The sequence below is a fragment of the Streptomyces sp. GQ60 genome, from assembly GCF_059758875.1.
On the sequence record NZ_JCAXEG010000011.1, the window covers coordinates 266,649 to 282,137 of the forward strand.

Annotated in this window: 13 protein-coding genes; 10 read left to right on the top strand and 3 right to left on the bottom strand. The window is 71.8% G+C overall.

Annotation, left to right across the window (positions count from 1 at the left end; genetic code table 11):
• Complete coding sequence (locus AC6CKD_RS26375; protein WP_498330465.1) at positions 1–849, bottom strand: DUF3109 family protein; 849 nt, start codon at positions 847–849, stop codon at positions 1–3.
• Positions 850–912: 63 nt separating this feature from the next.
• Here AC6CKD_RS26375 and AC6CKD_RS26380 point away from each other — a divergent pair, with 63 nt between their 5' ends.
• The 4 genes from AC6CKD_RS26380 to ilvD all read left to right on the top strand — a co-directional run bounded on the left by AC6CKD_RS26380 (position 913) and on the right by ilvD (position 5,870).
• Positions 913–1,860: a Ppx/GppA family phosphatase gene (locus tag AC6CKD_RS26380; protein ID WP_498330466.1), complete on the top strand. Its 948-nt coding sequence runs from the start codon at positions 913–915 to the stop codon at positions 1,858–1,860.
• Positions 1,861–2,391: 531 nt separating this feature from the next.
• On the top strand, positions 2,392–3,225 hold the full coding sequence (locus tag AC6CKD_RS26385) for a sugar phosphate isomerase/epimerase family protein (protein WP_498330467.1): 834 nt from the start codon (positions 2,392–2,394) through the stop codon (positions 3,223–3,225).
• Positions 3,222–3,869 (top strand): TetR/AcrR family transcriptional regulator, encoded by a 648-nt coding sequence (locus tag AC6CKD_RS26390; RefSeq protein WP_498330469.1) that lies wholly within the window; start codon positions 3,222–3,224, stop codon positions 3,867–3,869. Before AC6CKD_RS26385 ends, AC6CKD_RS26390 begins: the two co-directional genes overlap by 4 nt.
• 147 nt (positions 3,870–4,016) lie before the next feature.
• On the top strand, positions 4,017–5,870 hold the full coding sequence (gene ilvD, locus AC6CKD_RS26395; protein ID WP_498330471.1) for a dihydroxy-acid dehydratase: 1,854 nt from the start codon (positions 4,017–4,019) through the stop codon (positions 5,868–5,870).
• A 93-nt stretch (positions 5,871–5,963) separates the two neighbouring features.
• Here ilvD and AC6CKD_RS26400 read toward each other — a convergent pair whose 3' ends face one another.
• On the bottom strand, positions 5,964–8,081 hold the full coding sequence (locus AC6CKD_RS26400) for a serine/threonine-protein kinase (protein WP_498330473.1): 2,118 nt from the start codon (positions 8,079–8,081) through the stop codon (positions 5,964–5,966).
• A gap of 107 nt (positions 8,082–8,188) precedes the next feature.
• Here AC6CKD_RS26400 and AC6CKD_RS26405 point away from each other — a divergent pair, with 107 nt between their 5' ends.
• The 5 genes from AC6CKD_RS26405 (at position 8,189) to proC (ending at position 11,643) form a co-directional block, all read left to right on the top strand.
• Positions 8,189–8,491: a peptidase gene (locus tag AC6CKD_RS26405; protein WP_498330474.1), complete on the top strand. Its 303-nt coding sequence runs from the start codon at positions 8,189–8,191 to the stop codon at positions 8,489–8,491.
• Positions 8,492–8,581: 90 nt separating this feature from the next.
• Positions 8,582–9,124: a hypothetical protein gene (locus AC6CKD_RS26410; RefSeq protein WP_498330476.1), complete on the top strand. Its 543-nt coding sequence runs from the start codon at positions 8,582–8,584 to the stop codon at positions 9,122–9,124.
• A 59-nt stretch (positions 9,125–9,183) separates the two neighbouring features.
• Positions 9,184–9,984, top strand: coding sequence for an ABC transporter ATP-binding protein (locus AC6CKD_RS26415; RefSeq protein ID WP_498330478.1), 801 nt, complete (start codon positions 9,184–9,186; stop codon positions 9,982–9,984).
• Positions 9,981–10,718: an ABC transporter permease gene (locus AC6CKD_RS26420; protein WP_498330480.1), complete on the top strand. Its 738-nt coding sequence runs from the start codon at positions 9,981–9,983 to the stop codon at positions 10,716–10,718. The genes AC6CKD_RS26415 and AC6CKD_RS26420 overlap by 4 nt, the downstream gene beginning before the upstream one ends.
• Before the next feature lie 115 nt (positions 10,719–10,833).
• On the top strand, positions 10,834–11,643 hold the full coding sequence (gene proC, locus AC6CKD_RS26425; RefSeq protein WP_327254323.1) for a pyrroline-5-carboxylate reductase: 810 nt from the start codon (positions 10,834–10,836) through the stop codon (positions 11,641–11,643).
• Between the two features lie 56 nt (positions 11,644–11,699).
• Here the strand turns inward: proC and trpS are convergent, their stop codons facing one another.
• Positions 11,700–12,707, bottom strand: coding sequence for a tryptophan--tRNA ligase (gene trpS / locus AC6CKD_RS26430; RefSeq protein WP_498330481.1), 1,008 nt, complete (start codon positions 12,705–12,707; stop codon positions 11,700–11,702).
• Between the two features lie 375 nt (positions 12,708–13,082).
• On the opposite strand from trpS, the gene AC6CKD_RS26435 reads away from it, so the two are divergent.
• Complete coding sequence (locus tag AC6CKD_RS26435; RefSeq protein ID WP_498330483.1) at positions 13,083–15,077, top strand: zinc ribbon domain-containing protein; 1,995 nt, start codon at positions 13,083–13,085, stop codon at positions 15,075–15,077.
• Positions 15,078–15,489: the final 412 nt, after the last annotated feature.

Below are 15,489 nucleotides of genomic sequence, written 5' to 3' on the forward strand. Positions count from 1 at the left end.
CTACGGCGCGGGGTCGGGTGCGGGTGCGGGATCGGGATCGGCCGGGTGCGGGGCCATCGGCAGCAGCGAGGAGAGCCGCGCCTCGCAGAGCCGTACGAGCTCCTCGTAGGCCTCCTTGCCCATCAGCTCCGTCAGCTCGGCGCGGTACGACTCGTACACCGGCTTGCCGGCGCCGTGCGCGGACGTGGCCGAGGTGCACCACCAGTGCAGGTCGTGGCCGCCCGGGCCCCAGCCGCGCCGGTCGTACTCGCCGATCGACACCTGGAGGACCCGGGTGTCGTCGGGCCGGTCGATCCAGTCGTAGGTCCGCCGGATGGGGAGCTGCCAGCACACGTCCGGTTTGGTCTCCAGCGGCTCCTGGCCGCCGCGCACCGCCAGGATGTGCAGGGAACAGCCGGCCCCCGCGGGGAAGCCGGGCCGGTTCAGGAAGATGCAGGCACCGTCCCAGCGGCGGGTCTGCTTCTCCCCGTCGTCATCGTGCTGCGTCCACCCGGTCTCGCTGCCGACGTCGTGGAACTGCCAGAGCTCCGGCGTGAGCCGCGCCACGTTCTCGGCGACCCGCTTCTCGTCGTCCTCGTCGGAGAAGTGCGCCCCGAGCGTGCAGCAGCCGTCGTCCGCGCGGCCCGCCTGGATGCCCTGGCAGCCGCTGCCGAAGATGCAGGTCCAGCGGGAAGTGAGCCAGGTCAGGTCGCAGCGGAAGACCTGCTCCTCGTCGGCGGGGTCGGGGAACTCCACCCAGGCCCGCGGAAAGTCGAGCCCCTTCTCGTCCGCCGTCTCGTCCGCCTTCGCGCGCTTGGCGGCCTTGCCGACCTTGGTCTTGGACTTGTTGGCCTTCTTCGTATGTGGCACAAACCCCAGCCTAAGCGCCCCTTACGCCACCCCTACGCCTTTGGACCAGTAGCGTTTCCCCTCATGAGACTCGGTGTCCTTGATGTGGGTTCGAACACGATCCATCTGCTGGTGGTGGACGCGCACCCCGGTGCGCGCCCGCTGCCCGCGCACTCGCACAAGGTGGAGCTCCGGCTGGCGGAGCTGCTCGACGAATACGGCGCGGTGACGCCGGAGGGCGTCGAGCGGCTGGTCCGTGTCATCGGGGACGCGGTGCAGGCCGCCGAGGACAAGGGGTGCGAGGACGTGCTCCCCTTCGCGACGAGCGCGGTACGGGAGGCCACGAACGCCGACGAGGTCCTCGCGCGGGTCAAGGCCGAGACGGGCGTCGACCTCCCCGTCCTCAGCGGCGAGGACGAGGCCCGCCTCACGTTCCTGGCGGCGCGGCGCTGGTTCGGCTGGTCGGCGGGCAAGCTCCTGCTGCTGGACATCGGCGGGGGCTCGCTGGAGATCGCGTACGGCATCGACGAGGACCCGGACGCGGCCGTCTCGCTCCCCCTGGGCGCGGGACGCCTGACGGCGGGCTGGCTCCCGGGCGACCCGCCGGACCAGGCGGACATCAGGGTCCTGCGACGCCACGTACGGGCCCAGATCGCCCGCACGGTCGGCGAGTTCAGCCGCTTCGGGGCGCCGGACCGGGTGGTGGCCACGTCGAAGACCTTCAAGCAGCTGGCCCGGATCGCGGGCGCGGCCCGCTCCGCGGAAGGCCTCTACATCCAGCGGGACCTGACCCGGAAGTCCCTGGAGGAGTGGGTCCCGAGACTGGCGGCGATGACCACCGACCAGCGCTCCGCCCTCCCCGGCGTCTCGGAGGGCCGCTCCAACCAGCTCCTCGCCGGAGCGCTGGTGGCGGAAGGCGCGATGGACCTCCTGGGGGTCGAGTCCCTGGAAATCTGCCCCTGGGCCCTTCGCGAGGGCGTCATCCTCCGCCGCCTGGACCACCTCGGGAGGTCCACGCCCGTCGGGGTGTGAGGCGCGGGGCCGCTCTCCGGGGTCGGCGCTTGCTGCGTGTGGGGGCCGGTGCCGGGGGCGGGGTGGGGTGTCGGCCTGGACTGCATGATTTAGGCGCCCTGTGCCTTACGTTCGACAGGGCGCGGGCTTCTTCTGCGCCACAAATCACGCTTTACGTCCCGGCCGACACCCCACCCCGCCCCCGCCCCCGGCCGGGGTGCTGAGGTCCTGACCCGTCCGCGTCTCGGGTGCTGAGGTCCTGACCCGTCCGCGTCTCGGGTGCTGAGGTCCTGACCCGTCCGCGTCTCGGGTGCTGAGGTCCTGACCCGTCCGCGTCTCGGGCGCCGAGGTCCCGACCCGTCCGCGTCTCGGGCGCCGAGGTCCCGACCCGTCCGCGTTCCGGGCGCTGAGGTCCTGACCCGTCCCCGCCCCCGTCCCCGCCGCCCAGGTCTCGCCCTCGGCCCCGGCCGGGGCGCCCGGGTCCCGATGCCGGCTCCGGCCGGGGGTTCGTAGGGCGGCACGCCCCCACCACGACCCCGATACCCTGTCCCCGTGGCAAAACCAGTCCGGATCCCGACCGCGAAAGTCGCCCTCTCCACCGCCTCCGTCTACCCGGAGTCAACGGCGACCGCCTTCGAGATCGCCGCACGCCTCGGCTACGACGGCGTCGAGGTCATGGTCTGGACGGACCCCGTCAGCCAGGACATCGATGCCCTGCGCCGCCTCTCCGACCACCACCGGGTCCCGATCCTGGCCATCCACGCGCCCTGCCTCCTCATCACGCAGCGCGTCTGGTCCACCGACCCCTGGACCAAACTCCAGCGCGCCCAGGCGGCAGCCGAGAAGCTCGGCGCGTCCACGGTCGTCGTCCACCCGCCCTTCCGCTGGCAGCGCCAGTACTCCCGCGACTTCGTGACCGGCATCTGGCGGATGGCGGACGAGACGGACATCCGCTTCGCCGTCGAGAACATGTACCCCTGGCGCTACCGCGACCGCGAGATGCTCGCCTACGCGCCCGAGTGGGACGTCACCAAGGACGACTACCGCCACTTCACGGTCGACCTCTCGCACACCGCGACCGCCCGCACCGACGCGACCGCGATGATCGACCGGATGGGCGACCGCCTCGCCCACATCCACCTCGCCGACGGAAACGGTTCCGCGAAGGACGAGCACCTCGTCCCCGGCCGCGGCAGCCAGCCCTGCGCCGAGCTCCTGGAGCGGCTCGCCACCACCTCCTTCGACGGGCACGTGGTCATCGAGGTCAACACCCGCCGCGCGATGTCCTCCGCCGAGCGCGAGGCCGACCTCGCCGAGGCCCTGGCCTTCACCCGCCTCCACCTCGCGACGGCCCCCGGCCCGGTACCCGGAACCCCGCACCCGTGACCGAGCCCCTCCCGGACCCCACCCCGGCCCCCGTCCCCTCGAAGGCTCGCCGCGGCCCCGGCCGCCCGCGCCAGGACGAGGCCGAAGACGGCCCCGGCACCCAGGAGCGCATCCGCCTCGCGGCCCGCGCCGAGTTCGCCGCGCGCGGCTACGACAAGACCTCCGTCCGGGGGATCGCCAAGGCTGCCGGCGTGGACCCGGCCCTGGTGCACCACTACTTCGGCAGCAAGGACGACCTCTTCGCCGCCGCGATCGAGCTCAGCATGGAGCCCGCCCTCGTCCTCCCGGCGATCATCGGCGCGGGCCCCGACGGCATCGGCGAGCGCCTGGCCCGCTACTTCCTCGGCGTCTGGGAGAACCCGGTCACCCGGACCCCGCTGCTCGCCGTGATCCGCTCGGCCCTAACCCACGAGGCCGCCGCGAAGGTGCTCCGCCGGCTGATCCTGCACCGGCTGCTGGAGCGCATCGCGGCCGACCTCAACGTCCCCGACCCGACGTTCCGTGCCGAGCTCGCCGCCTCCCACATGGTCGGCATCGCGATCCTGCGCTACGTCGTCCAGGTCGAGCCCCTCGCCTCGGCGGACCCGGAGGCCATCATCGAGCTGGTGGCCCCCACCCTCCAGCGCTACCTCACCGAGGAATGACCGGACCCGTGCCCAATCAGTGAGCCGTCCGTCCCGGGATCCGGACAGCCCGTCCGGATCCCGGGCAGGGGGCGTAGCCTCGTAACCGAGCCATATCCACAGTCGCGGCAGGCGCACGCGTCACCGCACACATGGGGAGAGAACCCGATGCCCGAGCTGAGGTCCCGCACCGTCACCCACGGCCGCAACATGGCGGGCGCACGTGCCCTGATGCGCGCCTCGGGCGTAGCGAGCGCGGACATCGGGAAGCCGATCATCGCGGTCGCCAACTCCTTCACGGAGTTCGTCCCCGGCCACACCCACCTGGCTCCGGTCGGCCGCATCGTCTCCGACGCGATCCTGGCCGCCGGCGCCGTCCCCCGCGAGTTCAACACCATCGCGGTCGACGACGGCATCGCCATGGGCCACGGCGGCATGCTGTACTCCCTGCCCTCCCGCGACCTGATCGCTGACTCGGTCGAGTACATGGTCGAGGCGCACTGCGCCGACGCGCTGATCTGCATCTCCAACTGCGACAAGATCACCCCCGGCATGCTGATGGCCGCCATGCGCCTCAACATCCCGGTGGTCTTCGTCTCCGGCGGCCCCATGGAGGCCGGCCAGGCCACCCTCGTCGACGGCACCGTCCGCAAGCTCGACCTGATCGACGCCATGGTGGACGCCTCGAACGACAGCGTCTCCGACGAGGACGTCCTGCGCATCGAGGAGAACGCCTGTCCGACCTGCGGCAGCTGTTCCGGCATGTTCACCGCCAACTCGATGAACTGCCTCGCCGAGGCCATCGGCCTCGCACTCCCCGGCAACGGCTCGGTCCTCGCGACGCACACCGCCCGCCGCGCCCTGTACGAGGACGCCGGCCGCACCATCGTCGAGATCACCAAGCGCTACTACGAGCAGGACGACGAGTCGGTCCTGCCCCGCAACATCGCGACCCGCCAGGCCTTCGAGAACGCCATGGCCCTCGACATCGCCATGGGCGGCTCCACGAACACGATCCTGCACCTCCTCGCCGCCGCGCAGGAAGCCGGTCTGAAGTACGACCTCACGGACATCGACGAGATCTCCCGCCGGGTCCCGTGCCTCGCCAAGGTCGCGCCGAACGTGGCGCCCGGCGGCACGTACTACATGGAGGACATCCACCGGGCCGGCGGCATCCCCGCCCTGCTCGGCGAGCTCCACCGCGGCGGCCTGCTCAACAAGGACGTCACCACCGTCCACTCCGCCAACCTGGAGGGGTGGCTCGCGAAGTGGGACGCCCGCTCCGGCACGGCCCCGGACGAGGTCATGGAGCTGTGGCACGCGGGCCCCGGCTGCCAGCGCTCCGCCTCCGCCTTCTCCCAGTCCGAGCGCTGGGACACCCTCGACCTCGACGCCGAAGGCGGCTGCATCCGCTCCGTCCAGCACGCGTACTCCAAGGACGGCGGCCTCGCCGTCCTGCGCGGCAACATCGCGGTCGACGGCTGCGTCGTGAAGACCGCCGGTGTCGACGAGTCGATCTGGACCTTCGAGGGCCCGGCCGTGGTCTGCGAATCGCAGGACGAGGCCGTCGACAAGATCCTCCGCAAGGAGATCAAGGCGGGCGACGTGGTCGTCATCCGCTACGAGGGCCCGCGCGGCGGTCCCGGCATGCAGGAGATGCTCTACCCGACGTCCTTCCTCAAGGGCCGCGGCCTCGGCAAGGTCTGCGCCCTGATCACGGACGGCCGCTTCTCCGGCGGCACCTCGGGCCTGTCCATCGGCCACGCCTCCCCGGAGGCGGCCTCGGGCGGCTCCATCGCGGTCGTGGAGGACGGCGACCGCATCCGCATCGACATCCCCAACCGCTCCATCGAGCTCCTGGTCGACGAGGCCACGCTGGCCGCCCGCCACGCGGCCCTGGGCGGCGTCTACGCCCCGAAGAACCGCGAGCGCAAGGTCTCCGCGGCCCTGCGCGCCTACGCGGCGATGGCCACCAGCGCCGACAAGGGCGCGGTCCGCGACGTCAGCCTCCTGGAGCGCTGACTTCCGCAGCGCTGACGCCCGGAGCGCCGGCCCCGCCCGGCAGCCGCCGCTCCCCGGCCCCGTCCGACACCCTCGGACGGGGCCGTCCGCGTCTCACCACCCGGCGGGATCCCCCGCCGCGACCGCGAACACGGTCCCGTCCGGCGCCGAGGCGTACACCCGCCCGTCCCCGACGACGGGCGCGGGCAGACTCGCCGCGAAGGAGTCCTTCCCGGCGCCCATCCGGGGCTTGGTCTGCCCCAGCAGGCGCCCCGCCCCCGCGTCGACGGCGAGCAGGCGCCCGTCGGAGGCGCTCAGGTAGACCCGCCCGTCGGCGAACACGGGCCGGGAGGCCACCGCCACGCCCGTCTCCAGCCGCCACTCCTCCTTGGCCGCGCCGATGGCCGCCAGTGCGCCCGAGGCCCCGAACGCGTACACGACCCCGTCGGGCCCCACGGTCGCCTGGGCCTCGTACAGCGGCGAGGCCAGCCGCACCCGGCCCACGGCACGCGTGGACAGGTCCACTCGTACGACCGAGTCCGTCCTGGCCCCCACGTCGCTGTCCAGCAGGTACATTCCGCCGCCGGCCGCACCCACGGGATGGAGCATCCCCGGCGACCGGACCTGCCAGCGGGGCGCCCCGGTCGCCGGGTCCACCGCCAAGAGCCGCGTTGCTCTGCCGTCCTTGTCGGGCGTCGACACGTACAGCGCGGCGGGCTCCCCGGACTCCTCGGGGCCGCTCCACCACTCGGAACCGACCCCGCCGATCTTCTTCGTCCAGCGCGGGGTGCCGGTCGCGGAATCCAGCGCGGTGACGGTCCCGTCCACCGCCGTGATCAGCACATGGCCGCCTGAGGGCAGCGCGAGCGCGCCACTTGGCAGGGTCCGCTTCCAGCGCTCCGCGCCCGTCGCCGGATCCAGGGCCCGGAGCAGTTCGCTCTTGCTTCCCGGTGCGACCGCGAGGACCAGCCCGCCCCCGTGCAGCGGCGCACCGTGGGCCGCCGGCCGGGAGTCCGGGACGGCCGCCCGTACGGACCACAGCGTCGACCCGTCCTCGGGGCTGAGCCGCATCGCGGCCGACTCGGGCCCCGAGCAGTACAGGCCCGAAGCCCGCCAGGAGCATGCCGCGCCGTATGCGCCCAGTGGCACTGACCAGGGCAGGACCCGCTGCAGCGCGGATACCCCCGGGGCGGCGGCCTGTTTCGGAGGCTTGTCGCCGGGCGCGGACCACAGGTAGCCGCCCACGGCCCCACCCACCAGCAGCAGCCCGACCCCCGCCGCGACGGCAGCTCGGGTCCGCCGTCCGCGTTCCGGGGCCTTGGCCGGGGTGGCGACCCGCTCCCGCCGATGCGTGACCTCCTCGTCGGCCACCGGCTGCCGCGGCCGCGGGATGAAGGCCTGGGTGTCCAGATCCGTCGGGTACGCCACCGCCCGCAGCGCCACGATCAGCGCGTCCGCACTCGGCCGCTCCGCCGGATCCTTGGCCAGACACTGCGCGACCAGCGACCTGAGCCGCTTCGGCAGACCGCTCAGGTCGGGCTCGCTGTGCACCACCTGGTACGCCACGAGGTAATGGCTGTCGGAGTCGAAGGGGCCCCGCCCGGTCGCCGCGTACACGAGCACCGCGCCCAGGGCGAAGACATCGGCGGCGGTCCCCACCTCGCGCGGCCGCTGGAACTGCTCCGGCGCCATGAACGGCGGGGTCCCGATCAGCTTGCCCGTCTCGGTGCGCAGATCGCTGTCGGCCGGCCGCGAGATCCCGAAGTCGATGACCCGCACCCCGTCCGGGGCCATCAGCACGTTGCTGGGCTTCAGATCCCGGTGCACGACCCCCGCACGGTGGATGTCCCGCAGGGCCTCCGCCAGCCCGGCGGCGAGCCGCGCCAGCTCCCGGGCCCCCAGCACCTCTTCCCGTACCCGCTCGGAGAGCGTCGGGGCATCGATGAACAGCGTGGCCATCCAAGGCCGTTCGGCATCGGGATCCGCGTCCACGACGGGCGCGGTGAACGCTCCGCTCACCCGCCGCGCGGCCGCGACCTCCTGCCGGAACCGGGCCCGGAACTCCGGGTCCACGGCGTGCTGCGGATGCACGATCTTGACGGCGAGTTTCAGCCCCGACTCGGAGGTGGCCAGGTGGACGACACCCATGCCGCCAGAACCGAGCACGGACTCGAGCCGGTACTGCCCGGCGTACTCCGGAAAACCCGCGTAGTCCGTCCGCGCTGAACGCACCGCTCACCACCCCCGCCGGAGCCTAGTCGATGGTCCGTGCGAATCTCCAAGGTCCTGCTACCCTGCGCGAGTTCCGCAGGGAGCCATTCCAAGGGGGAGTTTTCCGCATGTCCATTGAGAGCGATTCAAGCCAAGTCGAGAGCCTGACCTCGGGGTCGGGATTCCCGACGTTCCCGGTCGCGCCCGGATACCGAGTGAACGTCCGCAGAGGTCCCGGCACCAATTACGGGGTCGTCCGGGTCCTGCCGCTCGGCGCGTACGTCTCGATTCGCTGCCAGTGCGAGGGGACGACCGTCTCGGGCCCTTACGGCACCTCGAGCATCTGGGACTGCATCGGCAACGGCGAGTTCGTCTCCGACGCCTACGTGAAGACGGGCGCCGACGGCTACGTCGCCACCCGCTGCGCCTGAGGTCCATCCGGCCCATCCGCAGGTCCGCCACCCGGCCCGCCCCGTGAGACACCCCGGGTCCCGCCCGCCCGGCGGGGGATAATCGCTGGTGTGAGCGACGACCAGCGAGACCAGACCCCCGCCGAGCCGGCCGCCGAGGCCCAGGCGCAGCCCACGGTGCCCACCGGCCCAGAGCCCGAGCCGATCCGGTTCTTCGGCACCACCTGGGTGAACCACGACGGCGGCTACGGCGCACGCCGCGTCGGCGCGGCTCTCATCGCGCTGACCCTCGCCGTCCTCAGCGCCTTCCTGCTCCGGTTCTCCTACGAGGGCCTGGAGATCGGCAACGTCGGCGCCTTCCTCAGCATCTCGGTCGTCATCCTCTTCGCGATCGCCAGCTCCATCGCCTTCGCCAAGACCTGGGAGTCCTTCAGCCGCCGGCCGGCCCCGTCCTCCGACGAGGCCGCCCTCAAGGGCCTGAAGGCGATCGGTTTCATCGGCAGCCTCATCGCGTACTTCCTGCGCTGCTTCGTCGAGGCCCCCGGCGAGACGCTGCGCCGCACCGAGTACGAGCGCGCCGCGGCCGAATTCGCCCGCCGCCGCGGCTCCCGCACCGGCAACCCGGCCGCCCGCCGCCCCAAGCGCAAGAAGTAGCCCCCGGCCGTGCCCCGCGAGCCTTGCGCAGTGGCACAGCCGGGAGCATTATTCATCACATGATGAATAACCAAGCGGCCGCCGCCGTCCACGCGGAGGGCCTCACCGTCCGCCGCGGCACCGGCCGCAGCCCCCGCACCGTTCTAGACGGCCTCTACTTCGACGTCCCCCGCGGCCGCATCACCGGCCTCCTCGGCCCCTCCGGCTGCGGAAAGTCCACCCTGATGCGCGCCATCGTCGGCACCCAGGCCCACGTCACCGGCACCCTCGACGTCCTCGGCCACCCCGCCGGCCACCCCGGACTCCGCTCCCGCACCGGCTACGTCACCCAGGCGCCCTCCGTCTACGACGACCTCACCGTCCGGCAGAACCTCGACTACTTCGCCGCGATCCTCGACCCCGGCCGCGCCGCCGCCGAGCGCCGCCGCGAGACCGTCACCCGGGCCATCGCCGACGTGGACCTCACCACCCTCACCACCGCCCTCGCCGGAAACCTCTCCGGCGGCCAGCGCAGCAGGGTCTCCCTCGCGGTCGCCCTCCTCGGCAGCCCCGAGCTCCTCGTCCTCGACGAGCCGACCGTCGGCCTCGACCCCGTCCTGCGCCGCGACCTGTGGAACCTCTTCCACGCCCTCGCCGCCACCCGCGGCGCCACCCTCCTCGTCTCCTCCCACGTCATGGACGAGGCCGAGCGCTGCCACGACCTCCTCCTCATGCGCGAGGGCCGCATCCTCGCGCAGGGCACCCCCGACGCCCTGCTCGCCCGTACCCGCACCGACACCGTCGAAGAGGCCTTCCTCCACCTCGTCGACGCCGCCGACGCCGAAGCCACCACCCCGGCCCCCCACGGGAGCACCCGATGAGCACCGCCCGCACCGCCGCCACCGCCGCCCGCGTCCTGCGCCAGCTCCGCCACGACCCGCGCTCCATCGCGCTGATGCTGCTGGTCCCCGTACTGATGCTGGTCCTGCTCCGCTACGTCTTCGACGGCAGCCCGCGGACGTTCAACAGCATCGGCGCGTCACTCCTCGGGATCTTCCCCCTCATCACGATGTTCCTGATCACGTCCATCGCCACCCTGCGCGAACGCACCTCCGGCACCCTCGAACGCCTCCTCGCCATGCCGCTCGGCAAGGGCGACCTCATCGCCGGCTACGCCCTCGCCTTCGGCGCCATGGCGGTCGTCCAGTCCCTGCTGGCCACCGGCGTCGCCCTCTGGGTGCTCGGCCTGGACGTCGTCGGCTCCCCGTGGCTGCTCCTGCTCGTCGCCCTCCTCGACGCCCTGCTCGGCACCGCGCTCGGCCTCTTCGTCTCCGCCTTCGCGGCGTCCGAGTTCCAGGCCGTCCAGTTCATGCCGGCCGTGATCTTCCCCCAGCTCCTGCTGTGCGGCCTGTTCGCCCCCCGCGACACCATGCAGCCCGCTCTCGAAGCGATCTCGAACGTCCTGCCCATGTCCTACGCCGTCGACGGCATGAGCCAGGTCCTCACCCACACCGACATGACCGCCGACTTCGTCCGCGACGCCGGGATCGTCGCCGGATGCGCCCTCCTGGTCCTCGCCCTCGGCGCCGCCACACTCCGCCGCCGCACCCCTTGACCGGAACGGGCCCGACCGCACTGCGGACAGCCCGTCGCGGTTCCTCGCGCGAGTGCAAGGATGAGGACGCAAACCATGCACGCGTGCACGAACAGTTCGGCGAGGTGAATCGGGCATGACCCAGACAGTCGCAGTCCTCGGTACCGGCAAGATCGGCGAGGCCCTGCTCAGCGGGATGATCCGCGGCGGCCGGCCCGCCTCCAAACTCCTCGTCACCGCCCGCCGTCCGGAGCGCGCCGAAGAGCTGCGCACCCGCTACGGCGTCGAGGCCGTCACCAACGCCGAGGCCGCCAAGCGCGCCGACACCCTCATCCTCACCGTGAAGCCCCAGGACATGGGCAAGCTCCTCGAAGAGCTCGCCCCGCACCTGCCCGCCGACCGCCTGGTCATCAGCGGCGCGGCCGGCATCCCGACCTCCTTCTTCGAGGAGCGCCTCGCCCAGGGCACCCCCGTCGTCCGCGTCATGACGAACACCCCCGCCCTCGTCGACGAGGCCATGTCCGTCATCTCGGCCGGCAGCCACGCCACCGCCGCGCACCTCGCGCACACCGAGGAGATCTTCGGCGGCGTCGGCAAGACCCTGCGCGTCCCGGAGTCCCAGCAGGACGCGGCCACCGCCCTCTCCGGCTCCGGCCCCGCCTACTTCTACTACCTCGTCGAGGCCATGACCGACGCCGGCATCCTCCTCGGACTGCCCCGCGCCCAGGCCCACGACCTCATCGTCCAGGCCGCCGTCGGCGCCGCAGTCATGCTCCGCGACAGCGGCGAACACCCGGTCAAGCTCCGCGAAGCCGTCACCTCCCCGGCCGGCACCACCATCAACGCGATCGTGGAGCTGGAGAAGCACGGCGTACGCGCGGCACTGATCGCCGCCCTCGAAGCGGCCCGCGACCGCAGCCGCGAACTCGCCTCCGGCAACAGCTGACCCCCGCCGTCCGGTACGGAGCCGCGCGGCCCCGTACCGGACCCGCCCCTCTCCCCTCAGGGCTCCAGCAGCCCGATGGCCCGGTACGCCGAGTCGACCACGGGCCGAGCGATGGCCCGGGCTCGTCCCGCACCGGCGCGCAGCACCGCCTCCACCGCCCCCGGATCGGCCGCCAGCTCCGCGTGCCGTACGCGGACCGGCCGCAGCAGCTCCACGACGGCGTCGGCCACGTCCCTCTTGAGCGCCCCGTACCCGGTGTACCCGTCGGCGAGCACGGCCGGATCACCCCCGGTGCAGGCCGCGAGGACGTCCAGCAGGTTCGCGACCCCCGGGCGCGCGGCCGGGTCGTAGACGACCCCGCCGTCCCCACCGTCCCCGCTGTCGGTGACGGCCCGCATCACCTTCTTCCGCACCGCCTCGGGCTCGTCGAGGAGGAACACCACCCCCGGCCCCGCGTCCCCCGACTTCCCCATCTTCGACCGCGGGTCCTGCAGGTCCATGACCCGCGCCGCCACCACCGGATGCGTGGCTTTGGGCACGGTGAAGGTGTGCCCGTACCGCTGGTTGAACCGCACCGCCAGATCCCGGGTCAGCTCGACGTGCTGCCGCTGGTCCTCCCCGACCGGCACCTCACCGGTCCGGTACGCCAAGATGTCGGCGGCCATCAGCACGGGATACGTGAGCAGCGACAGCCGTACGCCGTCCCCCGAGGCCTGCGCCTTCGCCGCCTTCTCCTTGTACTGCACCATCCGCCGCAGTTCACCGTCCGAAGCCGTGCACTCCAGCAGGTACGCGAGCCGGGCGTGCTCGTCCACGTGGCTCTGCACGAACAGCGTGCACTTCTCGGGAGTCAGCCCGGCGGCGAGCAACAGCGTCGCCGCCTGCCGGCTGAGCCGGCGCACCCGGGCCGGATCGTGGTCGACGGTCAGGGCGTGCAGGTCGACCACGCAGAACAGCGCCTCGTCGGGCTCCTGCTCGGCGGCGACCCACTGCCGTACGGCCCCCAGGTAGTTCCCCAGCGTCAGATGCCCCGTCGGCTTGACCCCGCTGAAGATCCTCGTCATGTCCCTGCTCCCTGCTCGTGTCGGTGTGGGCGTCGACGCCACCGCGTCGGGCGACCGAGCCACTCCCGGGAGGGGAGAAACAGGAACGGCCGCCGTGATCGGCGGCCGTCGAGCGCGTGCGTCTCGCGTGGATGGTCGGCCGCCGTCAGGCGGCCCACCAGCGCAGGTCGAGCGTGAGCGCACGCATAGTCATGGAGTAAAGATTACGCACTTCCTTGGGTCTCGGTAGTGATCGGTTGGGTTTTGGTCGTGGTGTCCGTCTTGAGCGCATGCCGGATGGGAGTTCGTGGCTCGAAAGGGTGACCTTTCGTCTCGGGTGTCGTTGATCGGATGACAGGACCGGGCGGTAGGGGGGGGTGGGTGTTGAGTCGGAAGGTGTCGCTCGTCGAGGGACAGACCGCTCGGACCGCTTGTGCCCGTGGCCTGCTGCGGACCGGGGTGGATGAGGAGACCGGCGAACTCCTCACCGCGACATGCCTGGCAGATCGGGTCGGCTGGGCCGCGGGTCTGGTGGCCGTCATGGCCTCCTCGCTGGTGGCCGCGCACTGGAATACCGCTGATGTGGATGTGCTTGCCTCCGGTCAGGACGCCGGGGGCCGCAAGCTGCCGTCGAACGCGTGGATGGCCCTGCGCCGCCTGGGCTGGACCGTCTCGCCGCCCGAGGGTGTCAAGGTCAATGACCGGATCGTCCGGATGGCGCAAGAGGCGGCCGGGCGGACGTTGCGGTCGGTGAAGTGGCGGGCCGATCTGACCGCCGGGGTCCTCGCGTCCTGGCCCGGCGACCCCGGCAAGCGCACGCTCGAGGAATGGGACCAGGTCCGCGAAGCCGTCCCTGGCGGACAGTTCCTGCCAGCCAGTGTGATCAAAGCCCGGACCCGGCAAATCACCGCGTTCCTCCGGAAGCAGGACCAAAAACTCCCGGTCGGTGTGCTCGAGCTGGAAACCGCGCCCCGCATGGCCCAGATGCTGCTGCTGTCGGCCTGCGACGGGCAACAGGCCACCATCGAGCGAGCGGATGACCCCGGCCGGGCTCTGCTGCGCTTGCAGCTTCCCACCCGGCCCGCCCCCCCCCAGTCGTACAAGGACTGGACCTGGGTGGCCTGCCCGATCACGTTGCCGCCCACGATCCCCACGGGCGCGGTGCTGCACCTGCCCACCCTCCGCCTGCATCAGGGCAGAGTGCGGGCCGATCTCGCCTACAGGCACGCCGTTCCCAAGGCCCGGCCGGCCGGGCATACCGTCGCTTTGGGGGTGGACTGGGGCCTGAACACTCTGCTGTCCGCCGGAGCCGCCCGGCTGCACGATGACGGGCGGATCACCGCCCCCGGTGCCGGGGCCATGTTCCGTACCGGCGGGATCCTGTCCAAACAGCACCGGCTGCGGCGCCTCTCCGAGCACCTGAACGCCAAAGCGGACCACTATGAGAGGCTCGCCGACGGCGACACCGGCCACTCCCTGACAGCCAGGCACGCGGTGCTGGCCGAGGAGATCCGGCGTGTCAGCGCCCGCCGGTCGAACCTCAACGATGCTCTCGCGTCGGCCGCCGCGCGCTGGGCTGTCGATCAGGCCATCGCCGCCGACGCGACCGCTATATACGTCGAGGACCTCCGCTCGATGGAAGCCCGAGGTAAGGGCTGCACGATGAACACTCGCCTTTCCCAGGCGGTGCGTGGGCGGATCGTCGACCGGATGCGGCACCTCGCCGCCGAGAGCGGCATCGCCGTCGTCACGGTGCCCGCGAGGAACACCTCGAAGCACTGCCCCTGGTGTCTTCTCCCGCTTCGGCACCGCAAGGCCCCGGACAGGCCCACCACCCCGGGATGGAAATGGGCCATCTGCCCATCCTGCGGATACCAGGGCGACCGAGACCAAGGCGCGTGGCAGCGCATCTCCGCACGCGGCCTCACCCACCAGACCAAGACCGTCACCGACCGCACCGCAGGCGCCAGGGCCGTCCGGACGGTCGTGGACACACTCGAAGCAGGCGCGGTCATTACGCCCGCCGCCGTCGAGACCAGCCGGAATGCCCGGTCCAAGACCGGGCCTACCCGGCACAAGACAACACGTCCGACGCCCAGGCGACGCCGGACACCCTCCTCCGCCGGCCCCTCGGGTCCGGCGGGCAAGCGTCCGGAGGGACACGTACCAACGGACCGGACCCGGCTGCCCCGCGCAGCCCACCGGAACCAGGGCGTGACGACGATCAGCACACCCACCACCAGCCGACACCGGCCACGAGGAGCGGCACGGGGCGCAGGCTTCCACCTGCACGCCCACGCCACACCTCCACGATGGGCAGAACCCATACCGGACACCACGTCTCGCATGGGATCGCGAAGCCGATCAGAGACGCTAGACCCTGAGGGATGAAGGCGGCGTGAGGTGCGTCCTCCGCGCGGCCGGTCAGCCAGGGGTTGACACACCTGTGCCCGATCCGTAAGGTTCTTCGAGTTGTCCGAAGTGAGCATCCGACCCCGGTCGGTCCCCGGACAGCCATCCCGCACTACACATTCGAACGAACGACTCACTTTGTCGTCCCGTTTTCATGCGTATTTGCGAATGAGGAATCCGCGTCCACGGACGCGGCCCCCGATTAGGTTCGGGGGCAAGGAATCCGCTACTGTCTCACTCGTCGCAAGGGCCCAACAGTCCAAACGACAAACCCCGTTGACTGGGAGTCAGGCCCGAAAGGATCTGATAGAGTCGAACTCGCCGGAAAGGGAAACGCGAAAGCGAAGAACCGGAAGGCGGAAAACAAGCGAGACAGACTCTGATAGAGTCG